Annotated in this window: 25 protein-coding genes; all 25 read left to right on the top strand. The window is 57.3% G+C overall.

Features of this window, described 5'->3' with window-relative positions:
• Positions 1-70: 70 nt before the first annotated feature.
• The 25 genes from V6L79_RS19400 (at position 71) to V6L79_RS19280 (ending at position 23981) form a co-directional block, all read left to right on the top strand.
• Positions 71-1246 (top strand): flagellar hook-length control protein FliK, encoded by a 1176-nt coding sequence (locus tag V6L79_RS19400; protein ID WP_338579362.1) that lies wholly within the window; start codon positions 71-73, stop codon positions 1244-1246.
• 252 nt (positions 1247-1498) lie between these two features.
• Complete coding sequence (gene fliL / locus V6L79_RS19395; RefSeq protein ID WP_261738969.1) at positions 1499-1990, top strand: flagellar basal body-associated protein FliL; 492 nt, start codon at positions 1499-1501, stop codon at positions 1988-1990.
• Between the two features lie 9 nt (positions 1991-1999).
• On the top strand, positions 2000-2968 hold the full coding sequence (gene fliM / locus V6L79_RS19390; protein ID WP_261738968.1) for a flagellar motor switch protein FliM: 969 nt from the start codon (positions 2000-2002) through the stop codon (positions 2966-2968).
• Positions 2969-3015: 47 nt separating this feature from the next.
• Positions 3016-3480 (top strand): flagellar motor switch protein FliN, encoded by a 465-nt coding sequence (gene fliN, locus V6L79_RS19385; RefSeq protein ID WP_261738967.1) that lies wholly within the window; start codon positions 3016-3018, stop codon positions 3478-3480.
• The gene (gene fliO, locus V6L79_RS19380) at positions 3481-3918 is read left to right on the top strand and encodes a flagellar biosynthetic protein FliO (protein ID WP_261738966.1); all 438 of its coding nucleotides are present in this window, start codon (positions 3481-3483) and stop codon (positions 3916-3918) included.
• Positions 3918-4661, top strand: a complete 744-nt coding sequence (gene fliP, locus V6L79_RS19375) for a flagellar type III secretion system pore protein FliP (protein ID WP_261738965.1) — start codon at positions 3918-3920, stop codon at positions 4659-4661. Before fliO ends, fliP begins: the two co-directional genes overlap by 1 nt.
• 3 nt (positions 4662-4664) lie before the next feature.
• Positions 4665-4934, top strand: coding sequence for a flagellar biosynthesis protein FliQ (gene fliQ, locus V6L79_RS19370; RefSeq protein WP_019828826.1), 270 nt, complete (start codon positions 4665-4667; stop codon positions 4932-4934).
• Complete coding sequence (fliR, locus tag V6L79_RS19365) at positions 4935-5717, top strand: flagellar biosynthetic protein FliR (RefSeq protein WP_261738964.1); 783 nt, start codon at positions 4935-4937, stop codon at positions 5715-5717.
• A gap of 6 nt (positions 5718-5723) precedes the next feature.
• Positions 5724-6860 (top strand): flagellar biosynthesis protein FlhB, encoded by a 1137-nt coding sequence (gene flhB / locus V6L79_RS19360; protein WP_338579361.1) that lies wholly within the window; start codon positions 5724-5726, stop codon positions 6858-6860.
• A 405-nt stretch (positions 6861-7265) separates the two neighbouring features.
• Positions 7266-7796, top strand: coding sequence for a fimbrial protein (locus V6L79_RS19355; RefSeq protein ID WP_261738962.1), 531 nt, complete (start codon positions 7266-7268; stop codon positions 7794-7796).
• Positions 7797-7852: 56 nt separating this feature from the next.
• Entirely contained in the window at positions 7853-8419 is a 567-nt protein-coding gene (locus V6L79_RS19350; protein WP_338579360.1) for a fimbrial protein, read from the top strand.
• Positions 8420-10984 (top strand): outer membrane usher protein, encoded by a 2565-nt coding sequence (locus V6L79_RS19345; RefSeq protein WP_338579359.1) that lies wholly within the window; start codon positions 8420-8422, stop codon positions 10982-10984. It begins immediately after the preceding gene.
• The gene (locus V6L79_RS19340; protein WP_338579358.1) at positions 10981-11742 is read left to right on the top strand and encodes a fimbria/pilus periplasmic chaperone; all 762 of its coding nucleotides are present in this window, start codon (positions 10981-10983) and stop codon (positions 11740-11742) included. Before V6L79_RS19345 ends, V6L79_RS19340 begins: the two co-directional genes overlap by 4 nt.
• Complete coding sequence (locus V6L79_RS19335; RefSeq protein ID WP_338579357.1) at positions 11735-12322, top strand: fimbrial protein; 588 nt, start codon at positions 11735-11737, stop codon at positions 12320-12322. The genes V6L79_RS19340 and V6L79_RS19335 overlap by 8 nt, the downstream gene beginning before the upstream one ends.
• Complete coding sequence (locus tag V6L79_RS19330) at positions 12276-12827, top strand: fimbrial protein (protein ID WP_315968117.1); 552 nt, start codon at positions 12276-12278, stop codon at positions 12825-12827. Before V6L79_RS19335 ends, V6L79_RS19330 begins: the two co-directional genes overlap by 47 nt.
• 13 nt (positions 12828-12840) lie before the next feature.
• Positions 12841-13320, top strand: coding sequence for a fimbrial protein (locus V6L79_RS19325; RefSeq protein ID WP_338579356.1), 480 nt, complete (start codon positions 12841-12843; stop codon positions 13318-13320).
• Positions 13321-13332: 12 nt separating this feature from the next.
• The gene (locus V6L79_RS19320; protein WP_338579355.1) at positions 13333-13884 is read left to right on the top strand and encodes a fimbrial protein; all 552 of its coding nucleotides are present in this window, start codon (positions 13333-13335) and stop codon (positions 13882-13884) included.
• Positions 13885-13929: 45 nt separating this feature from the next.
• Positions 13930-14889, top strand: coding sequence for a fimbrial protein (locus tag V6L79_RS19315; RefSeq protein ID WP_338579354.1), 960 nt, complete (start codon positions 13930-13932; stop codon positions 14887-14889).
• Between the two features lie 339 nt (positions 14890-15228).
• Entirely contained in the window at positions 15229-17358 is a 2130-nt protein-coding gene (flhA, locus tag V6L79_RS19310; protein WP_261742462.1) for a flagellar biosynthesis protein FlhA, read from the top strand.
• Positions 17359-17369: 11 nt separating this feature from the next.
• A complete protein-coding gene (gene flhF / locus V6L79_RS19305) occupies positions 17370-18686 on the top strand; it encodes a flagellar biosynthesis protein FlhF (protein WP_261738954.1) in 1317 nt (438 codons plus the stop codon).
• Between the two features lie 119 nt (positions 18687-18805).
• The gene (gene fleN / locus V6L79_RS19300) at positions 18806-19633 is read left to right on the top strand and encodes a flagellar synthesis regulator FleN (protein ID WP_016781547.1); all 828 of its coding nucleotides are present in this window, start codon (positions 18806-18808) and stop codon (positions 19631-19633) included.
• Positions 19633-20373 (top strand): RNA polymerase sigma factor FliA, encoded by a 741-nt coding sequence (gene fliA, locus V6L79_RS19295; RefSeq protein ID WP_261738953.1) that lies wholly within the window; start codon positions 19633-19635, stop codon positions 20371-20373. The genes fleN and fliA overlap by 1 nt, the downstream gene beginning before the upstream one ends.
• 202 nt (positions 20374-20575) lie before the next feature.
• Positions 20576-20947, top strand: coding sequence for a chemotaxis response regulator CheY (locus V6L79_RS19290; protein ID WP_261738952.1), 372 nt, complete (start codon positions 20576-20578; stop codon positions 20945-20947).
• A 20-nt stretch (positions 20948-20967) separates the two neighbouring features.
• Complete coding sequence (locus V6L79_RS19285; protein WP_261738951.1) at positions 20968-21756, top strand: protein phosphatase CheZ; 789 nt, start codon at positions 20968-20970, stop codon at positions 21754-21756.
• A 62-nt stretch (positions 21757-21818) separates the two neighbouring features.
• Positions 21819-23981 (top strand): chemotaxis protein CheA, encoded by a 2163-nt coding sequence (locus V6L79_RS19280; protein WP_261738950.1) that lies wholly within the window; start codon positions 21819-21821, stop codon positions 23979-23981.
• Positions 23982-24022: the final 41 nt, after the last annotated feature.

The following is a 24022-nucleotide window of genomic DNA, read 5'->3' as shown; positions in this document are numbered from 1 at the left end:
CAAGCTGGCCCGAACCTTGCTCTGACTCTCTGACCTGTACCCATACCAGCCGTACAGCGGAGACCCGTTAATGCCTGTTGTCGCCCAATCACTGCTCCAGACACCTGCTGCTGCGCCCCCCAAGGCAGCGGCGGGCAGCCCTGCGCAGCCTGTCAATGCCGAGGCGCAACCCTTTGCCAAGGTGTATGCCGAGGCGTCTGCCCCGGCACCCGCCGTTGCCGATAGCGGCAACCCCTTGCCTGGCGGCAAGGCCAAGGAGGCAGCCAGCACCGATCAGGATGAGAGTGCCAGGCCGGCTGATGACGCGGCAGCCACCGATCCGCTGGTTTTGCAGCCCGTGACCCCAGCACCGGCACCGGTGGTGGAGGCCGCACCTGAGGCCGTGCCGGTCACTGCTGAAGTGCAAGTGGCCCAGCTGGCGGTTCAAGTACCGCCGCAACCTGTGGCCGACGACGGCTTCGACCCCGAAGCTGACCCTCTGGATGCAATGCCCGCTGTGCGCCTGGCAATGGAGCAAGGCGGGCATGTATCCGCCAGCAGTCAGACTCCGGTTAAAAACGCCCCGAGTGAAGCCGCGCCCACCGCTGCACAAGGGCAGGCCGGTGCAGTAACCATGCTGGTCGATGCGAAAGCCGACGACTCGACAGCGGGTGAAGGCGGCGAAAAAGCCTTCAAGGGCTTGGTAGACGATGGCCTCAAGGACCTGAAAAGCGCGGCCAGCGACACGCGGGTCGATGACTTCGCCAATCGCCTGGCGGCGCTGACCCAGGCATCCGTACCAAAAACCGTGAATGCACTGCCGGTCAACCAGCCGTTGGCCATGCACCAGAGCGGCTGGTCTGAAGAAGTCGTCAATCGTGTGATGTACCTGTCCAGTGCGAACCTCAAATCGGCCGATATCCAGTTGGAGCCGGCAGAACTGGGGCGTCTGGATATTCGGGTCAACATTGCTGCCGACCAATCGGCGCAAGTCAACTTTGTCAGTGGCCATGCCGGCGTTCGCGAAGCGCTGGACAGCCAGATGCATCGTTTGCGCGAAATGCTCGCTCAGCAGGGCATGGGGCAGGTCGACGTTAACGTCTCTGACCAGTCGCGCAACTGGCAGGGGCAGCAGGGTCAGGAGCAGGCCCAGAGCCGCTCCAGCGGGCATCGACTTGAGAGTGGCGGCGAAGAAGAACTCGCGGTCGAAGCACCAGTGGCTCCCAGGGTAGTGCTGGGCTCCAGTGCGGTGGATTACTACGCGTAATTAGCTCCCCCTCTGTAGCAGCTGCCGAAGGCACGAGGCTGCGTTCGGCGGCTCAGCCGCCGCAAAGTCAGGCCCTGCGGTATGTCAGTTAAACCCGGCTTTCAGGTTTTACGATTGCTGCGCAACCGAACGCAGCCTCGTGCCTTCGGCAGCTGCTACAGGGCTGGGATTTATGTCGCAACCACTTCTGGCATAACACTTGCTCTGCCAAGTCTGGCACCTGTGAAAACCAAATAGTGACGGATTATTGGCATGGCGACGAGCGACGCGGTAAATGAACCGGCCGGCAAAGGCAAACTCAAGCTGATTATCCTGATCGTCGTGGCAGTGCTGCTGGCGATAGGTCTTTCCGTGGGCGCTACCTGGTATTTCATGCACAGCCCCAAGACTGAACCCGTGGCCGAGGCGAATGCCAACGTCAAGCTGCCCGCGATCTATGAACCTCTGACTCCGGCCTTTGTGGTCAATTACAACGCCAATGGCCGCCAGCGTTACCTGCAAGTGAGTTTGACCTTGCAGGCGCGCGACCCTGCCGACCTGAAGGCGCTGATGGTGCATATGCCGGTGATCCGCAACAATCTGGTGATGCTGTTCTCCGGGCAGACCTTTGACGATCTCGCGACACCGGTAGGCCAGGAAATACTGCGCCAGAAAACCACTGCCAGCGTGCAGGAAGTTGCGCAAAAAGAACTCGGCAAAGTGGTTATCGATCAGGTGCTCTTTACTAACTTTGTATTGCAGTAGGATCACGACATGGCCGTGCAAGACCTGCTGTCCCAGGATGAGATTGACGCGCTGCTGCATGGCGTCGATGACGGTCTGGTACAGGCCGAAACAGCTGCCGAGCCCGGTAGTGTCAAAAGCTACGACCTGACCAGTCAGGACCGCATCGTCCGGGGCCGCATGCCGACCCTGGAAATGATCAACGAACGTTTCGCCCGCTACACCCGCATCAGCATGTTCAACATGCTGCGCCGCTCGGCGGACGTGGCGGTGGGCGGGGTGCAAGTGATGAAGTTCGGCGAGTACGTGCACTCGCTGTACGTGCCCACCAGCCTCAACCTGGTCAAGATCAAACCGTTGCGCGGCACGGCGCTGTTTATCCTCGACGCCAAGCTGGTGTTCAAACTGGTAGACAACTTCTTTGGCGGTGACGGCCGTCACGCCAAGATCGAAGGCCGTGAATTCACCCCCACCGAATTGCGGGTGGTGCGCATGGTGCTGGAGCAAGCCTTCATCGACTTGAAGGAAGCCTGGCAAGCGATCATGGAAGTCAATTTCGAGTACATCAACTCGGAAGTGAACCCCGCCATGGCCAATATCGTCGGCCCCAGCGAAGCCATCGTGGTGTCCACATTCCATATCGAACTCGATGGCGGAGGTGGCGACCTGCACGTGACCATGCCGTACTCGATGATTGAGCCGGTGCGCGAAATGCTCGACGCCGGTTTCCAGTCCGATCTCGACGATCAGGACGAGCGCTGGAGCAAGGCCCTGCGCGAAGATGTACTCGATGTCAGCGTGCCGCTCAGTGCCACCGTGGCTCGCCGTCAATTGCGCCTGCGCGATATTTTGCATATGCAGCCTGGCGACGTGATCCCGATCGAGCTGGAAGATGAACTGATCATGCGCGCCAATGGCGTGCCCTCGTTCAAGGTCAAACTGGGCTCGCACAAGGGCAATCTGGCCTTGCAGGTTGTTGAGCCCATCGGTCGGCGCTAAGCCGCCCCACACAAATCCAATGATTGAATGCCCGCCGAGGACACCCCATGACTAACCAACACGATACAACTGCTGCAGACCAGGCGCTGGCCGATGAATGGGCAGCGGCTCTGGAAGAAACCGGCGATGTTGGCCAGGCAGATATCGACGCGTTGCTGGCTGCCGATGCGGCCACCAAGCCGACTTCCAACCGGCTGGCGATGGAAGAGTTCGGCAGCGTGCCGCGCAATAATCAGCCGGTCACCCTGGACGGACCCAACCTGGATGTGATTCTGGATATTCCGGTGTCGATCTCCATGGAAGTGGGCAGTACCGACATCAACATCCGCAACCTGCTGCAACTCAATCAGGGCTCGGTGATCGAACTCGATCGTCTGGCTGGTGAGCCGCTGGATGTGCTGGTCAACGGCACCCTGATTGCTCACGGCGAAGTGGTGGTGGTCAACGAAAAGTTCGGCATCCGCCTGACCGACGTGATCAGTCCAAGCGAACGCATCAAGAAGCTGCGCTAAGTGAAGCGGTTCCTCGGCGGTTTACTGGCCTTGCCCTTTAGCGTGCTGGCGGCAGAGCCTGTGGCCAATGCCACGGTGGCTGCACCCGTGGTCGGCGCCAGCATCGGCGGGCAATTGACGCAGCTGGTGCTGGGTTTGCTGTTGGTCCTGGGGCTGATTTTTGCCCTGGCCTGGCTGCTGCGCCGCGTTCAGCAGACGGGGCCGCGTCAGGGCCAGGTAATTGAATTGATCAGCTCACGGGCCCTGGGTGCGCGGGATCGGCTGGTGCTGGTGCAAGTCGGCAACGAACAGATCCTGCTGGGCCTCACGCCGGGCCGTATCACCCCGTTGCATGTGCTCAAGGAACCGGTGCAAGTGCCGGGTACTGCGCAGTCGGCAACCCCCGAATTTGCCAAACGATTGATGGAAATACTGGGTCAGCAAAAGGACAAGCCGTAATGCGTTTAGTTGTCGCGCTGTTGTTGGCGCTGGTCGCGCCGTTGGCGTTAGGGGCTGACCCGCTGTCGATTCCGGCCATCACCCTGGGTACCGGGGCCAACGGCCAGCAGGAGTATTCGGTCAGCCTGCAAATCCTGCTGATCATGACCGCGCTGAGCTTTATCCCGGCATTCGTTATGCTGATGACCAGCTTTACGCGGATCATCATCGTGTTTTCGATCCTGCGTCAGGCGCTGGGGTTGCAGCAGACCCCGTCGAACCAGATCCTGACTGGCATGGCGCTGTTCCTGACCATGTTTATCATGGCCCCGGTATTCGACCGGGTGAACAACGATGCCTTGCAGCCTTACCTTGCGGAAAAGCTCACGGCCCAGGATGCCATTCTCAAGGCTGAAGTGCCGATCAAGGACTTTATGCTGGCGCAGACCCGCACCAGCGACCTTGAGCTGTTTATGCGCCTGTCCAAACGCACCGATATCGCTACCCCGGATGCCGCGCCCCTGACCATTCTGGTTCCGGCCTTTGTCACATCGGAGCTGAAAACCGCCTTCCAGATCGGTTTCATGATCTTTATTCCGTTTTTGATCATCGACCTGGTGGTGGCCAGTGTGCTGATGGCCATGGGCATGATGATGCTCTCGCCGCTGATCATCTCGCTGCCGTTTAAAATCATGCTGTTTGTGCTGGTGGATGGCTGGGCGCTGATTATTGGCACGCTGGCCAGCAGTTTTGGTGGAGTCTGAATCATGACCCCGGAAGTTGCGGTTGACCTGTTTCGCAGTGCGTTGTGGCTGACCACCCTGATGGTCGCCGTGCTGGTGATCCCCAGCTTGCTGGTGGGGCTGCTGGTGGCCATGTTTCAGGCAGCGACCCAGATCAACGAACAAACCTTGAGCTTCCTCCCGCGATTGCTGGTGATGTTGATCACCTTGATCGTGGCGGGGCCGTGGCTGGTGCAGACCTTTATGGAATACATCCTGCAGTTGTACGGCAGCATTCCGCAGTTGATCGGCTAAATGTCGCTGCTCGCCCTGACAGACGCGCAGATCAGTACCTGGGTCGCCAGCTTTATGCTGCCGCTGTTCCGGGTGGGCGCGCTGCTGACCACCATGCCGATCATCGGCACGACCCTGGTGCCCAAGCGCATCAAGCTGTTTCTGTCTTTGGCGATTACCCTGGCGATCATGCCCAGCCTGCCGCCGTTGCCCACCGTCAACCCGCTGGACCTGAGCGGCCTGATGCTGATTGCCGAGCAAATCATCATCGGTGCGTTGCTGGGGTTCTCGTTGCAGCTGTTTTTCCAGGCGTTCGTGGTGGCCGGGCAAATTGTCGCGATCCAGATGGGCATGGGCTTTGCGTCCATGGTCGATCCGGCAAACGGGGTTAACGTGGCGGTGATCGGGCAGTTCTTCACCATGCTCGTGACGTTGCTGTTTCTGTCGATGAACGGCCATTTGGTGGTGTTTGAGGTGCTCACCGAGAGCTTCACCACCTTGCCGGTGGGTGGCGGGTTGCTGACCAACCATTACTGGGAAATCGCCAACAAATTGGGCTGGGTGCTGGGGGCCGCGCTGCTGCTGGTGCTGCCTGCGATTACTGCGCTGCTGGTGGTCAATATCGCTTTTGGCGTGATGACCCGGGCCGCGCCGCAACTGAATATCTTTGCCATCGGTTTTCCGCTGACCCTGGTGCTGGGCATGGTGATTCTGTGGATCAGCATGGCTGACATTCTCAACCAGTATCAACCGCTGGCCTCCGAGGCTCTGCAGTTCTTACGTGAACTGGCACAGGCGAGATAGACCGTCATGGCAGAGAGCGAAAGCGGTGCCGATAAAACAGAAGACCCCACGGAGAAACGAAAAAAAGACTCCAGAGAAAAGGGCGAAATCGCACGTTCCAAAGAACTGAACACCTTGGCCATCATGTTGGCCGGCTCTGCGGCTTTGCTGATTTTCGGCGGCGCGCTGGCGCAGGACCTGATGGAGTTGATGCGCTACAACTTCAGTCTGAGCCGCGACGTACTGCTCAACCCTGACTCCATGGGCATCTTCCTGTTGCACTCGGGCAAGATCGCGCTGCTGGCCCTGCAGCCGGTGTTGATCACCTTGCTCATTGCCGCCCTGGTCGGGCCGATCTCTCTGGGCGGTTGGCTCTTCGCTGCGGGCAGCCTGGCCCCAAAATTCAGCCGCATGAACCCCGCCGCCGGGATCAAGCGCATGTTCTCGGCCAAGGCCCTGATTGAGCTGCTTAAAGCGCTGGCCAAATTTTTTATCATCCTGATCGTAGCCTTGCTGGTATTGAAGTCCGACATCGACGACCTGCTGTGTATCGCCCATGAACCGCTGGAGCTGGCGGTGATCCATAGCCTGCAAGTGGTTGCCTGGAGTGCCTTGTGGATGGCGTGCGGGCTGATCCTGATTGCAGCGGTGGACGTGCCGGTGCAGCTGTGGGAAAGCCATCAGAAGCTGTTGATGACCAAGCAGGAGGTGCGCGATGAGCATAAAGACCAGGAAGGCCGCCCCGAGGTCAAACAGCGGATTCGCCAGTTGCAGCGCGACATGTCCCAGCGTCGGATGATGGCAGCGATCCCCGATGCTGACGTCATCATCACCAACCCGACACACTACGCCGTGGCCCTCAAGTACGACCCGGAGCAGGGCGGGGCGCCAATGTTGCTGGCCAAGGGCAGTGACTTTTTGGCGCTGAAAATTCGCGAAATTGGTGCCAAACACAACATCCTGCTGCTTGAATCCCCGGCACTGGCGCGTTCGATTTACCACTCCACGGAACTGGAGCAGGAAATCCCGGCCGGCTTATACCTGGCCGTGGCCCAGGTGCTGGCCTACGTGTACCAGATCCGCCAGCACCAGGCGGGCCAGGGCAAACGCCCGGACCCGCTCAAGGATCTGCCGATTCCGGCGGATTTGAGGCGTGATGAGTAAGCGTTCTTAAAGTGTATGAAAAGGGCTGTTGCCAATGAGTCAGTTATGTTTGTAATAGTAACTGATCGCTTTTCGTTACGTGTTTTTAAAGTGGGCTTTGATAAGTACTTTAAAAGTATATATTTCAGATATATCTTAAATTATAAAAAGATCGTAATTTAAAAAAACTAATGAGTTGTATCTTTTGCTGCTTATCAGTAGTAACTACTGGTTTGTTGGATTCGCTTGTGTTTTTCCTGTCGTTCGCTTGAGAAATTCCCTACATATTATTTTTTGTTTCGCTGTTAATTTCTTTTCCTGCTGCACCAGTGCTGCAAAAAAAACATGATGTTATTTATCGGTAAAACTACAGAAGCCTTGTTGGCTTCGTAATTGTTTTAAGTGCGTTTGCACGGGAGAAATTAAATGCGTGTTGCAATGAAAACTGCCATGGCGTCCATGGTCTTGTTGGCTGTTTCTGCGTCCGGTGTTAATGCGGGTGTAGGGTCGGGCCAAATCACGTTCCAGGGTGAGATTCTCGATTCTGCATGCTCCATCAATCCGGGCAGTTCCGACCAGACAGTTTCTCTGGGGCAGGTGGCTAAGTCGCAATTGGCAACGGGGGGCATGGCCCCTCCTCAAAGCTTCCAGATTGAGCTTAGTGGCTGCTCCTTGACCGGCCTAACTGATAAGACAGTGACTGCCAAGTTCACGGGCGCCGAATCAGCAGCCGTGCCCGGAGCATTGGGTATTGTTGGTACGGCCAAGGGGGCGGGCATTATGTTAGTTGATGGCACTGGCACCGCGGTTACTTTGGGTAGCTCCACCAAAGTGCAGACAATTCAGGCTGGTGATAACACCATGCTTTTTGGTGCCTATCTGAAAGGTCAGGCGACCGGTGCTATTACGCCTGGCGAGTTCACCTCCGTGACTAACTTCGCCCTCGAATACAAATAGTCCTTTGCCCTGTTGTCGTTCGTTCGACAGCAGGGCAAATACGGCGGGAGCTAACTGTGAAAGCATTCTTCAAGCCCGCTGTTGCTGGCGTGCTCTTCATATGTATGAATTTTTTTATTGGTTCTTCGTCCGCGCAGAATAAACAGGGCAGTGGCCGTGTAATGCTGGCTGGAGAAGTTGTTGATTCTGCGTGTGCGCTGGATGCAAAAAGTGCCTATCAAGTCATTGAATTGGATCCTTTGTCCATGGGGCGACTTATTCGTCAGGGCGAGGGTGAGCCTCATATTTTTTTATTGCGTTTGGTCAAGTGTTCTTTGACTCGCCCTGATCCTTCCCGGCCAGGTACTTATTTGCCTGATTGGCAGCACCTCAGGGTGACCTTTGAAGGGCTGGCCGACAGTGGCGGGCGCCTGTTTGCCACTGTCGGTACCTCAACAGGTCTGGCCCTGCGTATTGCCGATATGCAAGGGCTGCAAAGTACGCCGGGAGTGTCGATGCCTCTGACGTCCCTTACCGGAGAGGATCAAGAGCTGCGCTACACCCTTCAACTGGTCGGCAATGGCCGCCCAATGGCTGTTGGTTCTCACCGAGCTGCGGTGCGTTTCCGGCTGGAGTATTTTTAAATGTACGGGCTGTTTACCTTGCGGGACTGCGCAGTCGCCAGAGCGATGTTGTGTACCGGGCTGATGTCGATTGCAGGCGGTGTATGGGCCGCCGAGGACATCCAGTTCAATACCGATATTCTTGATCTGAACGATCGCACCAACATCGACCTGTCGCAGTTCTCTCGCAGCGGATTTATCTTGCCGGGCACCTACCTGATGCAAGTACAGATAAACACGCAGTCGCAGCCTGAGCAGCGCATTGCCTTTTATCCCCCTGACGATGATCCCAAAGGCAGCCAGGCCTGTGTGTCTGCCGAACTGGTGGAGCAGTTGGGTTTGAAGAAAGATCAACTGACCCAGCTCACTTGGTGGAAAGGCGGTGAGTGCCTGGACAGCAGCAGTCTGTCGGGGATGGAAGTCAGTGGCGATTTGAGTACCTCCACGCTCCGTATCTCCATCCCTCATGCGTACCTGGAGTACAGCGCGCAGAACTGGGATCCACCCTCCCGGTGGGACGAAGGGGTGCCAGGCCTGCTGCTGGACTACAACCTGACGGCACAGTCGATCAGCCAGAGAAACACAGTAAGCCGCAACAACCTGAGTGGCAACGGCACTTTTGGTGCCAATGCGGGGCCCTGGCGGTTGCGGGCTGACTGGCAAGGTCGTATCGACGACGAAAACATCCGTCGTGAGCAACGGCTCGAGTGGAACCGTTTCTATGCATATCGGGCATTGCCTTCAATCCAGGCACGCCTGATGGTGGGGGAAAACTACCTGTACTCGGACCTGTTCGACAGCTTTCGTTTTACCGGCTTCGCACTCAGCTCCGATGACAACCAGTTGCCTCCCAACTTGCGAGGCTATGCGCCTGAGGTCGTGGGTGTTGCCAAAACCAATGCCAAGGTCACCATCAGCCAGCAGGGTCGGGTGTTGTATGAAACCTTGGTCGCGGCGGGGCCTTTTCGCATTCAGGATCTCAATGATGCCGTTAGCGGCAGTCTCGATGTGCGGGTGGAAGAGCAAGATGGCACTGTCAATTCATTCACGGTCGAGTCATCCAGCATTCCCTATCTGACTCGCCCCGGTACGGTGCGCTACAAGCTTGCCAGCGGTCGGCCGTCTGGCCTGCATGATGGAGGGCAGGGCAGCGTCTTTGGCTCGGGGGAGTTTTCCTGGGGGGTGAGTAACGGTTGGTCGCTTTATGGAGGGGGCCTTAGCGACAGCAACTACACGGCGTTATCACTCGGTGTAGGGCGCGATCTGTTGGCCTTTGGTGCGCTGTCATTCGATGTTTCGCGAGCCCGCACCACTGTGCAGGACGAATCGCTGTCCGGCAGTTCCTACCGTCTGAGCTATTCGAAGCGATTTGAGGAATACGACAGTCAAGTCTCCTTTGCGGGATACCGGTTTTCTGAAAAAGACTACGTGAGCATGAGCGAATACCTGAATGCGCGTCACTACGGCAAGCCTGTGGGGGGCAGCAAATCGCTTTATACCGCCACGCTCAACAAGCATTTTCGAGATGCCGGGCTCTCTGCTTACGTGACCTACACCGATCAGTCCTTTTGGGATCTCCCGAGCAGTAAACGCTGGAACCTGTCACTGGCGCGTTCTTTCAATATGGGGTCGGTCAAGAACATGAATGTCTCATTGAACATGTTTAGAAATCAGGAACGAAACCAGCGCACGGGTACGCAAAATAATAATACCGGCATGTTTCTGTCGCTCAGCATGCCCTTGGGTAGATCTGGCAGCTTAAGCACCAGCGCCAGCAGTTCGCACAATAAAAATATGTATTCAGCGCGCTTCAGTGACCAGTTAGGTGAGCGCAGTCACTATCAACTGAGTGCAGATAACACCTCTGTCGGTGGTTATCTAAGCCATGTCGCTGATCATGCGGATTTGTCTCTGAGCGCCAGCCTGAAGGAAAACAACTACACCAGCCTCGGCATGTCTGCACGAGGCGGCGCCACACTGACCCCATACGGCGGGGCGGGGCATCGAAGCTCAGGTGTGGGTGGCACTCGATTGATGGTCGATACCAGCGGTGTGCCTGGGGTACCTGTGCGCGGCTATGGCCGCACAACCAGCAGTAACGCCTTTGGCAAAGCTGTGGTTCCGGACGTCAACAGTTACTTGCGCACAGCGGCCAGTGTTGACCTTGAGAATTTGCCAGCCAATGTTGAGGCGACTCAGTCCGTGACCCAGTTGACCCTGACGGAAGGCGCCATTGGTTACCGCACGCTGGATGTGGTTGCCGGCCTTAAAGCCATGGCAGTGCTGCTTTTGCCTGATGGCAGCGTGCCGCCATTCGGTGGCACGGTGAAAAATGAAAAACAGCAGGAAACCGGCATCGTCAATGACGGTGGCAGTGTCTATCTAAGCGGCATTCGGCCCGGGGAGAAGATGGTTGTCTCTTGGGGCGGCGTCGAGCGTTGCACGCTGGTAATGCCTGCCAATTTACCGGCCGACGGCTTGGCCACCACCCTGGATCTGCGCTGCCAGATGCTGATACCTGATAACGCTGCACCCGCATCTGCATCGCGGATCCGGCTTACTAACACAGAGATAACACCTTCATGATCAAGAAATTCAGCTTTGCACTTTCGGTTCCTGCCCTTGTGGCCATGTGCCTGATCAACAACGCCCATGCCGCCATTGGCCTTGACCGCACCCGAGTCGTGTTTGATGGCAGCAAAGAGGCTGTCAGCATGAACATCACCAACAACAACACCCAGTTGCCTTATCTGGCCCAGGGCTGGGTAGAAGATGAGCAAGGCAACAAGATCACTTCACCGTTGATCGTGCTTCCGCCTGTCCAGCGCCTGGAGCCGGGTAAAAATAGTCAGGTAAAAGTCCAGGCGTTACCGGCAATCAAGTCTCTCCCTCAGGACCGGGAGTCGGTGTATTACTTCAACCTGCGGGAAATTCCGCCCCGCAGTGACAAGGCCAACAGCCTGCAAATTGCCCTGCAGACCCGCATCAAGTTGTTTTACCGGCCTGCTGCATTAATTCAGAACCGACAAGAGCGGTCTGAGCCCTGGCAGCAAGAACTGACCCTTACCCGTGTCGGTGATCACTATCAGGTCAACAACCCCACCCCGTACTACGTCACGCTGATTGATGCCCGTCGCAGTAAAGACACGGAAACCGTCACGGATTTCGAGCCCCTTATGCTGTCGCCCAAAGGCTCATTGAAGTTGGGGGGAAGTGTTGCTGCGCTCGGCACTAAACCAAGGCTGACCTATGTGAATGATTTCGGTGGTCGTCCGACTCTGGTGTTCAGCTGTGCTGGCACTACTTGCAAGGTGGACGTGGCTGCGTCCTCGGTCAATGAGTAGCGCGCATCGGGCTTGCACGGTGACGGCCCTGAGCTGCCTGCTACTGGTGTCGAGTATTCATCAGGCCCGGGCCGGGGTGATCCACGGCATGAGTGGAATGCTGGATATCTCCGGCACACTGCACAACACCCCCTGTGCCCTGGACATGTCTTCGGCCTATCAGGATGTAGACCTGGGCAGTGTGGCTCGCAGTCAATTGCTGCGCCCGGGTGATCAGGCAACCCCCGTGGCGTTTCAATTGCGCTTTGTCGATTGCCAGCGCGCTTCGGGCAGCCTGCAGAGTGAGCACACTGGCAATCTGGTGTGGAGTGCCTATCAGCCTGTGGTGTCGGTGGCCTTTGTGGCGCCAGCCGATGCGGATGATCCACGGTTGGTCAAGGTGCAGGGGGTTACCGGGATGGGATTGCAACTGACCGATGCCCTTGGGCGGGACGCAGGTTTGGGCGGTCGTGGTGAGCCTTTGTTCCTGCAGCACGGCAACGACACCCTGACCTGGCACGTGCGGCCAGTGCGCACTTCGGCTGCTCTGAGCAATGGCGCCTTTCAGGCGGCCGTTGATTTCAGGCTCGTCTATGAATAAGGGGGCAGCGATGAACATGTCAATACATTGGCGGGCAGTAACCGCCTTGGGCAGCCTGTTGTTGCTCTGCGGTCAAGGTGCCTTGGCGGACGTCAGTGTGAGCATCAGGGGGGTAGTCCTCATGCCTCCACCCTGCGTTATCAACGCAGCAGGCACGCTGAATGTATCTTTTGGGAGCGAGCTTCTGACGACCCGGATCAACGGCGTCAATTACGAGAAAGCGGTGCCTTACACCCTGACATGTGGGCAGCAACCCACCAATTCAATGACCCTGGAATTAAGGGGAACTGGCGCCGGGTTTGACGCTAAGGTCCTGGGTACCAGTAAAAGTGATCTTGGTATCAGGCTTATGGTTGGGGGAGAAGCTTGGCCCCTCAATACCACCGTGAATTTCACGCACCCCACCTTGCCAGTTGTGACGGCGGTTCTCGTAAAAAAAACTGGCAGCACCCTCACGGGCGGGTCATTCGCTGCCTCGGCTACATTAGTGCAAGCACTGCGATAAGAGGGAAATATTGATGAGACTCAAACAACAATCTGCGCTTTTTGCAGTGTGCGCCATTGGCTTTTGCGCCAACGCAATGGCCAACCTCACGTTCAGTGGCACCCTGAGAGCACCGCCGCCCTGCACCATAAACAGTGGTGCCAATATCGCTGTCGACTTCGGTGAAATGGGCGTTAACACTGTCGATGGGGTAAAACACCGTAAACCATTGACTTACACCATTACCTGTACTGCAAGCACTTTGCCGTGGAGCATGTTCTTGACGGTAACGGCCACGGCAACGAGTTTTGATACCTCAGCCGTGCAGTCCAATGTCCCTGATCTTGGTATCAAGATACTGCGAAACAACTTGCCATTTGTGCTCAACACAAAGTTGTCGATTGCTCCGGCAAGTCCACCCGTGCTGGAAGTTGTTCCGGTCAAGAAGTCGGGCTCCACGCTGAGCGAGGGCAATTTTACGGCCACGGCAGTGCTGGTGGCTCATTACGAGTGAGGAGGGTATCCCATGCAAGCTGAGAGCAAAAATCAGCGCTGGCAGCCTGTAGTGATCGCGCTGCTGCTGGGTGCGACCTTGATGCGGCCAGGTGCTGGGCTGGCAGCGGACAACCTGACTCTTAGCGGAGCACTGGTTGCGGCGGCTTGCAAGATCAAGGCTGGCGACGAGGTGTTGGCGGTTGATCTCGGAGCGGTCACTAACGCAGACCTTTATCTTTACACCCGTACGGTCGGCAAAACTTTCCAGATCCACCTTGAAGACTGCAACACAGGCATCAGTAACTCTGTGACGACTACCTTCAGTGGTACCGAGAATACCAAGCTGCCGGGCTTGCTGGCGCTGGGCGGGACCATTGAAAAAGGGGTGGCAATCGGATTGGAAACACTCGGGGGCACACCCCTGCCGTTAAATGTGGCCAGTGCCAGGCAGGCATTAAGTAATGGCGCCAATGTGATTGCATTCAAGGTGTTTATCAAAGGGGAGCCGCAGGCCGTTGCAAACCGCTTGATAAAGCCAGGGTATTATACTGCCGTTTCGACTTTTACGTTGGATTACCCTTAAAACTACAGCGCTTTTTTAGAGCTGTTTTATAGTGAAGAGATTTATATGAAATATCTAAGTGGAGTGTTTTTTTTGATGCTGGCTAATATCGCCAGCGCAGTAGATTGCCGGGTGAATGGCGGGTTTTGGTTGGACGTGGAGGTTGGGGGGAGTTTGGGGCTTAATGTTTGGACCAATGTAGCGTTTAATGCTAGCCTCGATAGAGTTTTGCTGGATGGCTATACGTTGGAATGCAGGCATAGGGCTTCGGCTTCTTCTAATCCTTCTCTAAAGATACAGCCCGCTACCAATATTGGTGTCGTATTGTGGCCGACAGTTAGTCATCTCCAGGGCGGCTTAAGGGTTGGCAGCAATGATTCCCCTATACCTGTGTGGTCCGGTCAATACCTCGCGGTACTGGGGCGGGAGCCTTTAGTGGCTACGAGTGTGCTTGGTCGGCCATATTTAAAAAGGCCCACGACAGCTGGAAGTTATATTAATATTGCGTCAGGGGTCGGCCTCGCTACAGTGAATTTGGTTTTACATTTTTCTAATAATGCAGGCAGTAAGACTCTGAATTTGCCGATCTACGTGCGCTCAAATAACGCACTCAACTTAAGCCCATCAACCTGTACGATTAATAATAACAATCCAATTGTAGTAGATTTTGGTTCGGTGGATCCTCTTGCGGTTGGCGGAGATATATCATCCGGTACGCCTTACAGGAAATCTGTCCCTCTGAATTACTCATGCCCTGATGCCGGTATTTCCTCACCCATAGATATCAAACTGGTGGGGACTGCCTCTTCGTTCAACGCAAGTGCCCTTGCTACCACTAATCCCAATCTTGCCGCTGGCTTGACTCGCCTGAGTTTGTTAGTTGCTCCGGGAAGTTCTTTCAGGACCAGTATCAGCAATAGCTCAGGCAGCGACACGGTGTTGTTTACGCTTTTCCGTAAAACCGGCAGCTTACCAGTCGCCGGGCCTTTCACAGCGAGTGGCACGCTGGTGATGAGCCTGCCTTGAGTTTTTGAAGGATTAAGGCCTTGTGACATCACCGTGGGAGCGAGCCTGCTCGCGAACCGCGTCGTCTTCATCGCGAGCAAGCCCGCTCCCACAAATGATTTTCGGTGAATCGCGGGTCTGTGCAGCTCGACTTGCTCGCGATGGCATCACTGGATAATCGCGATGTTCTGAAGACCTTCTCGCTAGCAGGCTCGCTCCCTCAGAGGCTCCTACTGGGTGAATCAGGGCGGGCTTTTGATTCTGATATGGCCATTGGCCAAAGTTGGAAGGGTTCTTGCAGTGGCAGGCTCTACGGCGCACATGGCGTCAAAAGTTTGCTAAAGGTTTGTCGCAATGTCCTTGGATCGCTCTCAGTTAATCAACACCGCACGCAGCGGTCTGGCCGGTTTGGGTCGAGGGCAATTGGGCGTGCCGTTGTTGTTGCTGGTGATGCTGGCAATGATGATGTTGCCAATCCCGGCGTTCCTGCTGGACGTGTTTTTTACCTTCAATATTGCGCTGTCGATTGTGGTGCTGTTGGTGTGCGTCTACGCCCTGCGGCCCCTGGATTTTGCGGTGTTCCCCACCATTTTGCTGGTCGCCACCCTGATGCGGCTGGCGCTCAACGTGGCTTCGACCCGGGTGGTGATGCTCCACGGTCAGGAAGGGCACGCGGCGGCAGGCAAGGTGATTCAAGCCTTCGGTGAGGTGGTGATCGGCGGCAACTACGTGGTCGGTATCGTGGTTTTTGCGATTTTGATGATCATCAACTTCGTGGTGGTGACCAAAGGTGCCGGGCGCATTTCCGAGGTCAGCGCACGTTTCACCCTCGATGCCATGCCCGGCAAACAAATGGCCATCGACGCCGACCTCAACGCCGGGCTGATCGATCAGAACCAGGCCAAGCTGCGCCGTCAGGAAGTCGCCCAAGAGGCCGAGTTCTACGGCTCGATGGACGGTGCCAGCAAATTCGTACGCGGTGATGCAATCGCCGGTCTGTTGATTCTGTTTATCAACCTGATCGGCGGCATGGCGGTGGGTATCTTCCAGCACGGCATGACGTTCAGCGAAGCGGGCAAGGTTTACGCCTTGCTGACCATCGGTGACGGTTTGGTGGCGCAGTTGCCATCCCTGCTGCTGTCCACCGCAGCCGCGATCATGGTGACCCGTGCCTCGGGCTCCGAAGACATGGGCAAGCAGATCAATCGCCAGATGTTTGCCTCGCCCAAGGCGCTGGCGGTGTCGGCAGGTTTGATGGCGGTGATGGGGATTGTGCCGGGCATGCCGCACTTTTCCTTCCTGAGCCTGGCCGCCGTTGCCGGTGGCGTGGCGTACCTGATGTGGAAAAAACAGAACGTGGTCAAGGTCCAGGCCCTGCAAGAGGTCAAGCGCCAGCAAGAGTTGCTGCCGTCGCCTGCCCGTGCGCAAGAGACCAAGGAGCTGGGTTGGGATGACGTGACGCCCATCGACATGATCGGGCTCGAAGTCGGCTATCGGCTGATCCCGCTGGTAGACCGCAATCAAGGTGGCCAGTTATTGGCGCGGATCAAGGGGGTGCGTAAAAAGTTGTCCCAGGATTTGGGCTTTCTGATGCCGACCGTGCATATCCGCGACAACCTCGACCTGGCCCCCAGTGCCTATCGCTTGACCCTGATGGGGGTGATTCTGGCCGAGGCCGAGATCTACCCGGACCGCGAAATGGCGATCAATCCGGGGCAGGTATTCGGCACGCTGAACGGGATTACCACCAAAGACCCGGCCTTTGGTCTGGAAGCGGTGTGGATTGAAGTCAGTCAGCGCAGCCAGGCGCAATCGCTGGGCTATACCGTAGTGGATGCCAGCACCGTGGTGGCGACGCACCTTAACCAGATTTTGTACAAACACTCCCATGAGCTGATCGGGCATGAAGAAGTGCAGCAGTTGATGCAGTTGCTGGCCAAGTCTTCGCCCAAGCTGGCCGAGGAGCTGGTGCCGGGCGTGCTGAGCCTGTCGCAGTTGCTCAAAGTGTTGCAGGCCTTGTTGGCTGAGCAGGTGCCGGTGCGCGATATCCGCAGCATTGCCGAAGCCGTCGCGAACAATGCCCATAAGAGTCAAGATACTGCCGCTTTGGTTGCCGCTGTGCGCGTGGGCCTGTCCCGCGCCATTGTGCAAAGTATTGTAGGCGTTGAGTCTGAGCTGCCTGTGATCACCCTTGAGCCAAGGTTGGAACAAATATTGCTCAATAGTTTGCAGAAGGCCGGACAAGGCCAGGAAGAGGGCGTTTTGCTGGAGCCAAGCATGGCAGAGAAACTCCAGCGCTCGTTGATCGACGCTGCTCAGCGTCAGGAAATGCAAGGTAATCCAGTGATCCTGTTGGTGGCAGGCCCGGTACGCGCAATGCTTTCGCGCTTCGGCCGTCTGGCGGTGCCCAACCTGCATGTGCTGGCTTACCAGGAAATCCCTGACAACAAGCAGGTCACGATCGTTGCGACAGTAGGCCCTAACGGCTGAGGGTTTGGTTTATGCAAGTGAAGCGATTTTTCGCCGCCGATATGCGTCAGGCCATGAAGCTGATCCGTGATGAGCTGGGGGCTGACGCCGCCATTATTGGCAACCGCCGGATCGCCGGGGGCGTTGAGTTGACCGCGGCCCTGGACTACAAGCTGTCCGCGCTGGCACCCCGTGTACCGAACATTGAGCTCGAAGAAGAACTGCGCAAGACCCAGTCGCGGATTGTCTCGGCCCAGGCCGAGTTGAGCCTGCGCGGCGAAGGCGAGGCGGGCGTTAACCGTCAGCTGTTTGCCGGTTTGCCGCTGACTGCCGCCGAGCCGTTGATCGAGCCGACGCTGGAAGAGCCGCCACGCCCTGCGCCTGCGCCCGTCGCACCGACGGTTGATCAGCGCGCATTCGACAATATGCGCCATGAGCTGAACGGTTTGCGTGAATTGCTTGAAGTGCAGCTCGGCTCGTTGGCCTGGAGCCAGTTGCAGGATGCCAAACCAGCGCAGGCCAATCTGTGGCGCCGCTTGCAGCGTATCGGTCTGTCCGGGCCGCTGTCGCGTGATCTGCTGGCCCAAGTGGCCGGTATCGAAGAGCCGCGCCAGGCCTGGCGAATGTTGCTGGCGCACCTGGCGCGGATGATCGCTACGCCGGAGCTGGAGCCGCTGGAAGAGGGCGGCGTGATTGCGATGGTCGGGCCTGCAGGGATGGGTAAAACCACGACGCTGGCCAAGCTGGCGGCGCGTTATGTACTCAAGTACGGCGCGCAGAATATCGCTCTGGTGAGCATGGACAGCTTTCGAATTGGCGCTCAGGAGCAACTCAAGACCCTGGGCCGAATTCTCAATGTACCGGTGACCCACGTCGCTCCCGGCCAGTCGTTGGGCCAGACCCTAGAGCCGTTGGTGCGCAAGCGCGTGGTGCTGGTGGATACCGCGGGCCTGCAGGCCAGTGATCCGGCGTTGCGTTTGCAGCTTGAAAGCCTGGCCGGGCGCGGGATCAAGGCGCGAAATTATTTGGTATTGGCCACCACCAGCCAGAAACAGGTGCTGACGGCGGCGTACCTCAGTTACAAGCGTTGCGGGTTGGCGGGTTGCATCCTGACCAAGCTGGATGAGACAGCAAGCCTGGGCGAGGTGTTGAGCCTGGCGATCAGCAATGCGCTGCCGGTGGCTTATCTCACTGACGGCCCACGGATTCCGGACGACCTTCACTTGCCGCGTCGGCACCAACTGGTGAGTCGCGCAGTGAGTGTGCAGATGCAGGAAGAACCCAGCGAAGAAGCTATGGCAGACATGTTTGCCGATATCTATCACAGCCCTCCCAAACGGGTCGGCTGAGGCAGTCAAGATTACGTTGCAATGTACCTACATCGGATGGTCTGAAAATTTTGTTCCGCAGGGGAACGAGCAGCCAACGCATGTAGCCGCGTCTAAGTAAGACAAGGTAAAGAAAGATCATGGGCAGCATGCATCCCGTACAGGTGATCGCAGTGACCGGCGGCAAGGGTGGCGTCGGTAAAACTAACGTGTCAGTCAACTTGTCCATCGCATTGGCCGAGCTGGGCAGGCGCGTTCTGTTGATGGACGCGGACCTTGGGCTGGCAAATGTCGATGTCCTGCTGGGCTTGACCCCCAAGTTTACCCTGGCCGATGTGGTCGAGGGTCGTTGCGAGCTGCGCGACGTATTGCTGCAAGGCCCTGGCGGGATTCGCATCGTGCCGGCGGCTTCGGGCACCCAGAGCATGGTGCATCTGAGCCCGGCGCAGCATGCCGGCCTGATCCAGGCATTCAGCGACCTTGGCGATAACCTGGATGTACTGGTGATCGACACCGCTGCCGGGATCGGTGAGTCGGTGGTCAGCTTTGTGCGCGCCGCCCAGGAAGTGCTGCTGGTGGTGTGCGACGAGCCGACGTCGATCACCGATGCCTATGCGCTGATCAAACTGCTTAATCGCGATTACGGGATGAACCGCTTTCGCGTACTGGCCAATATGGCCCAAAGCCCCCAGGAAGGGCGCAATCTGTTCGCCAAACTGACCAAGGTTACCGACCGTTTTCTGGATGTGGCCCTGCAGTATGTGGGTGCCGTGCCTTACGACGAGTGCGTGCGCAAGGCCGTACAAAAGCAGCGCGCCGTTTACGAAGCGTTCCCGCGCTCCAAGTGCTCGCTGGCGTTCAAGGCCATTGCGCAAAAAGTTGATACCTGGCCATTGCCCGCCAACCCCAGGGGCCACCTGGAGTTCTTTGTCGAGCGTCTGGTGCAGCAAGCAGGGGGGCGTTTTTAATGACGGCCAGCGGTTATCGCATGTACAGCAAGTCGTCGCGTGACACCCAGTATGAGCTGATCGAGCGCTACGCCCCTCTGGTCAAGCGCATTGCCTATCACTTGCTGGCGCGTTTGCCTGCCAGCGTGCAGGTGGATGACTTGATTCAGGCCGGGATGATCGGCCTGCTTGAAGTATCGGGCAAATACGACGCGAGCAAGGGCGCGAGTTTCGAGACTTACGCCGGCATCCGTATCCGTGGCGCGATGCTTGATGAAGTGCGCAAGGGCGACTGGGCGCCGCGTTCGGTGCACCGCAATACACGCATGGTCAGTGATGCAATTCGGGTAATTGAAGCAAAAACCGGTTGTGACGCTAAAGATCATGAAGTTGCGGCCGAACTCCAGTTAAGCCTTGATGATTATTACGCCATCTTGAATGACACCCTGGGCAGCCGCCTGTTCAGTTTTGACGACCTGTTGCAGGACGGCGAACACGAAGGGCTGCATGAAGATGGCGTGAGTGCCCACACGGAGCCATCGCGAGATCTGGAAGACGAGCGCTTCCAGGCCGCCTTGGCCGATGCGATTGCCCATCTGCCCGAGCGCGAGCGTCTGGTGTTGGCGCTGTACTACGACGAGGAGTTGAACCTCAAGGAAATCGGCGAAGTGCTGGGGGTCAGTGAATCCCGTGTCAGCCAGTTGCACAGCCAGTGCGCCGCACGCCTGCGTGCGCGTCTGAGCCAGTGGCGAGCGCACTGACGGGAACACGTGCACTTATTGTGGGAGCGGGCTTGCTCGCGATGGGATCGACACGGTGAATCAGAAAAGCCGCGCCGCCTGCATCGCGAGCAAGCCCGCTCCCACAGTCGATTTGGGCGGTTTTTGAAAACGAATTGATTGAATGGCGCGTCCCCAGACAGGACGCGTTTAAGACTGCTTGGAGGTCGAATTGGACAAGAACATGAAAATCCTCATCGTTGATGATTTTTCAACGATGCGGCGGATCATCAAAAACCTGTTGCGTGACCTTGGTTTCACCAACACGGTCGAGGCGGATGACGGCACCACGGCGCTGCCGATCCTCAACCTGGGGCAAATCGACTTTTTGGTGACCGACTGGAACATGCCGGGCATGACCGGTATCGAGCTGTTGCGCCACGTGCGTGCAGACGAAAAACTCAAGCACTTGCCAGTGCTGATGGTGACAGCTGAAGCCAAGCGCGAGCAGATCATCGAAGCGGCCCAGGCCGGAGTTAACGGTTATGTGGTCAAGCCATTCACGGCTATCGCACTCAAAGACAAGATCGAAAAGATCTTTGATCGCATCGGTTGATCGGTTGCCTTGGGGGCGCTATGGAGCATAAAGAATCCACACAGGGTGATTTTGAGTCGACCCTGAAAAAACATGCTCACGAATTGGTCGAAAGCCTTGAAAGAGGCCAATTTGGCGATGCCGTGCAGCTGATTCACGAACTTAACCAGACTCGCGACCGCGGGCTGTATCGCGAAGTCGGCAAGCTGACCCGCGAGCTGCACAGCGCAATAGTCAATTTTCAGATTGACCCGGGAATGCCGCAAGCCGAAGAAGTGTCGCAGATCACGGATGCCACTGAACGTTTGGCCTATGTTGTGAAACTCACTGAAGCGGCGGCCAATCGGACCATGGACCTGGTGGAAAACAGCACGCCGCTGGTCAACGCAATGGGGCACGAAGCCAAGGCCTTGAGTACGGACTGGGGGCGCTTTATGCGTCGTGAAGTCGGTGCCGAGGAGTTTCGTGAGCTAGCGCGTCGGGTTGACAGTTTTTTGACGCGTAGCGAAACGCAAAACAGCATCGTGTCCAGCAACCTGACGGACATTTTGCTGGCTCAGGATTACCAGGACCTCACCGGTCAGGTGATAAAACGTGTGACGCAATTGGTCACGGAAGTTGAAAGCAATCTGCTCAAACTGGTGCTGATGGCCAGCCAGGTAGATCGCTTTGCCGGGATCGAACACGATCGCGATGCACTGCGTGCTGAAAATAATTCGCAAAAAAACCAGGCCAAGGGTGAAGGTCCGCAGATTCATGCCGATACACGTAATGACGTCGTATCCGGTCAGGATGATGTAGACGATTTGCTGTCCAGTTTAGGTTTTTAGGTCTTGAAGAGGCACGGGCGCTGTTGCCCGGCGTCCACGAGCCTATATCAAGGAGCACGTACATGAGCTTCGGCGCCGATGAAGAAATCCTTCAGGATTTTCTGGTTGAAGCCGGCGAGATTCTAGAGTTGCTGTCCGAACAACTGGTTGAGCTGGAAAGCCGACCGGATGATGCGGATCTGCTCAATGCAATTTTTCGCGGTTTTCACACTGTAAAAGGGGGCGCCGGCTTCCTGCAGCTCCATGAGTTGGTGGAGTGCTGTCACATCGCCGAAAACGTCTTCGACATCCTGCGCAAGGGTGAGCGCAGCGTCGACGCGGAGCTGATGGACGTGGTGCTCGAGGCCCTGGATGCGGTCAACGGCATGTTCAGCGAAGTGCGCGAGCGCAGCCCGGTCACCGCCGCAACCCCTGAGTTGCTGGAAGCGCTGGCGCGTCTGGCCGAGCCTGCGGCTGCGCAGGTTGTCGTTGCACCCGTACCTGAGCCAGTGATGGCTGCCGCCCCGGTGAGCGATATCACCGACAGCGAATTTGAACAGCTGCTGAATTCGCTCGACGCGGTCAAGGCTGCTGCGGCAGAACCTGAACCGGTCACCGCGCCAGAGATCACGGCCAGCGACGAAATCAGCGATGCCGAGTTTGAGTTGCTGCTTGACCAGTTGCATGGCAAGGGCCAGTTTTCCTCGGCCGCTGCGGTGGTTGCCGCCGAGCCTGAAGAGGTGCCTGCTGCGCCAGCCGAAGTGAGCAATGAAATCACCGATGACGAATTTGAAGCCTTGCTCGATCAGTTGCATGGCAAGGGTTCGTTCAATACCGATGCGCTGGAAACTGCGACTGTAGCGCCTGTGGCCATTGCCCAGGAGCCTGCTGGCGATCCGAATCTGATCAGCGATCACGAATTCGAAGCCTTGCTCGATGAGATGCACGGCAAAGGCAAGTTCAGTGCTGATTCTGCTGCGGTAGTGGCTGTGGTTGCGCCGGTCAAACCAGTGCCGGCTGCGCGTCCGGCCCCGGCCCGTGCTGCTGCACCTGCGGAAAAACCGGTCGCCTCCGAGGCCGAAACCACGGTGCGGGTGGATACCGCACGGCTCGATGACATCATGAACATGGTCGGCGAACTGGTGCTGGTGCGTAACCGTCTGGTGCGCCTGGGCCTGAACAGCCATGACGAGGAAATGGCCAAGGCGCTGTCCAACCTTGACGTGGTGACCGCCGACCTGCAAACCGCAGTGATGAAGACCCGGATGCAGCCGATCAAGAAAGTATTCGGTCGCTTCCCGCGGCTGGTACGTGACTTGGCGCGTCAGCTGAAAAAAGAAATCAGCCTGGAGTTGGTGGGCGAAGAAACCGACCTGGACAAAAACCTGGTCGAAGCCCTCGCCGATCCGCTGGTCCACTTGGTACGCAACGCGGTCGATCACGGTTGCGAAACCCCGGAAGAACGCGCAGCCGCAGGCAAACCGAGCTGTGGCCGGGTGATTCTGTCCGCCGAGCAGGAAGGCGACCATATCCTGCTGTCGATCTCCGATGATGGCAAAGGCATGGACGCCAATTTCCTGCGCTCCCTGGCCGTGAAAAAAGGCCTGATGGACAAGGACGCAGCTGATCGCCTGAGCGAGAGCGACTGCTACAACCTGATTTTTGCGCCGGGCTTCTCGACCAAAACCGAGATCAGCGATGTGTCCGGGCGTGGCGTGGGCATGGACGTGGTGAAAACCAAGATTGCCCAGCTCAACGGCTCACTGAGCATTGAGTCAGTCCTGGGGCGCGGCTCGAAAATCGTGATCAAGGTGCCGTTGACCCTGGCGATCATGCCAACCCTGATGGTGATGCTGGGCAACCAGGCATTTGCCTTCCCGCTGGTCAACGTCAACGAGATTTTCCACCTTGATCTGTCACGCACCAACGTGGTCGACGGCCAGGAAGTGGTGATCGTGCGCGACAAGGCGCTGCCATTGTTCTACCTCAAGCGTTGGCTGGTAGCCTCGGCCGCCCATGAAGAGCAGCGCGAAGGGCATGTGGTGATTCTGTCGGTCGGGACCCAGCGCATCGGCTTTGTGGTCGATCAGTTGGTCGGTCAGGAAGAAGTGGTGATCAAACCGTTGGGGAAAATGCTCCAGGGCACGCCAGGCATGTCGGGCGCCACCATTACCGGTGATGGCCGTATTGCCTTGATTCTGGATGTTCCGAGCATGCTCAAGCATTACGCATCACGGCGTATTTGATTCTGGTGAGTCGGGCGTGCCCCGACGGCCTAACGGAGTGT

Source organism: Pseudomonas sp. ML2-2023-6, from assembly GCF_037055265.1.
Taxonomy (GTDB): Bacteria; Pseudomonadota; Gammaproteobacteria; order Pseudomonadales; family Pseudomonadaceae; genus Aquipseudomonas; species Aquipseudomonas kulmbachensis.
The sequence above is the reverse complement of the archived record's forward strand: the minus strand, read 5'-3'. Positions and strand labels throughout refer to the sequence as shown.

Bases quoted from the DNA above. Each gene is read 5' to 3' on its own strand.
- V6L79_RS19400 (WP_338579362.1), top strand. From the start codon at position 71: ATGCCTGTTGTCGCCCAATCACTGCTCCAGACACCTGCTGCTGCGCCC.
- fliL (WP_261738969.1), top strand. From the start codon at position 1,499: ATGGCGACGAGCGACGCGGTAAATGAACCGGCCGGCAAAGGCAAACTC.
- fliM (WP_261738968.1), top strand. From the start codon at position 2,000: ATGGCCGTGCAAGACCTGCTGTCCCAGGATGAGATTGACGCGCTGCTG.
- fliN (WP_261738967.1), top strand. From the start codon at position 3,016: ATGACTAACCAACACGATACAACTGCTGCAGACCAGGCGCTGGCCGAT.
- fliP (WP_261738965.1), top strand. From the start codon at position 3,918: ATGCGTTTAGTTGTCGCGCTGTTGTTGGCGCTGGTCGCGCCGTTGGCG.
- fliQ (WP_019828826.1), top strand. From the start codon at position 4,665: ATGACCCCGGAAGTTGCGGTTGACCTGTTTCGCAGTGCGTTGTGGCTG.
- fliR (WP_261738964.1), top strand. From the start codon at position 4,935: ATGTCGCTGCTCGCCCTGACAGACGCGCAGATCAGTACCTGGGTCGCC.
- flhB (WP_338579361.1), top strand. From the start codon at position 5,724: ATGGCAGAGAGCGAAAGCGGTGCCGATAAAACAGAAGACCCCACGGAG.
- V6L79_RS19355 (WP_261738962.1), top strand. From the start codon at position 7,266: ATGCGTGTTGCAATGAAAACTGCCATGGCGTCCATGGTCTTGTTGGCT.
- V6L79_RS19345 (WP_338579359.1), top strand. From the start codon at position 8,420: ATGTACGGGCTGTTTACCTTGCGGGACTGCGCAGTCGCCAGAGCGATG.
- V6L79_RS19340 (WP_338579358.1), top strand. From the start codon at position 10,981: ATGATCAAGAAATTCAGCTTTGCACTTTCGGTTCCTGCCCTTGTGGCC.
- V6L79_RS19335 (WP_338579357.1), top strand. From the start codon at position 11,735: ATGAGTAGCGCGCATCGGGCTTGCACGGTGACGGCCCTGAGCTGCCTG.
- V6L79_RS19330 (WP_315968117.1), top strand. From the start codon at position 12,276: ATGGCGCCTTTCAGGCGGCCGTTGATTTCAGGCTCGTCTATGAATAAG.
- V6L79_RS19325 (WP_338579356.1), top strand. From the start codon at position 12,841: ATGAGACTCAAACAACAATCTGCGCTTTTTGCAGTGTGCGCCATTGGC.
- V6L79_RS19320 (WP_338579355.1), top strand. From the start codon at position 13,333: ATGCAAGCTGAGAGCAAAAATCAGCGCTGGCAGCCTGTAGTGATCGCG.
- V6L79_RS19315 (WP_338579354.1), top strand. From the start codon at position 13,930: ATGAAATATCTAAGTGGAGTGTTTTTTTTGATGCTGGCTAATATCGCC.
- flhF (WP_261738954.1), top strand. From the start codon at position 17,370: ATGCAAGTGAAGCGATTTTTCGCCGCCGATATGCGTCAGGCCATGAAG.
- fleN (WP_016781547.1), top strand. From the start codon at position 18,806: ATGGGCAGCATGCATCCCGTACAGGTGATCGCAGTGACCGGCGGCAAG.
- fliA (WP_261738953.1), top strand. From the start codon at position 19,633: ATGACGGCCAGCGGTTATCGCATGTACAGCAAGTCGTCGCGTGACACC.
- V6L79_RS19290 (WP_261738952.1), top strand. From the start codon at position 20,576: ATGAAAATCCTCATCGTTGATGATTTTTCAACGATGCGGCGGATCATC.
- V6L79_RS19285 (WP_261738951.1), top strand. From the start codon at position 20,968: ATGGAGCATAAAGAATCCACACAGGGTGATTTTGAGTCGACCCTGAAA.
- V6L79_RS19280 (WP_261738950.1), top strand. From the start codon at position 21,819: ATGAGCTTCGGCGCCGATGAAGAAATCCTTCAGGATTTTCTGGTTGAA.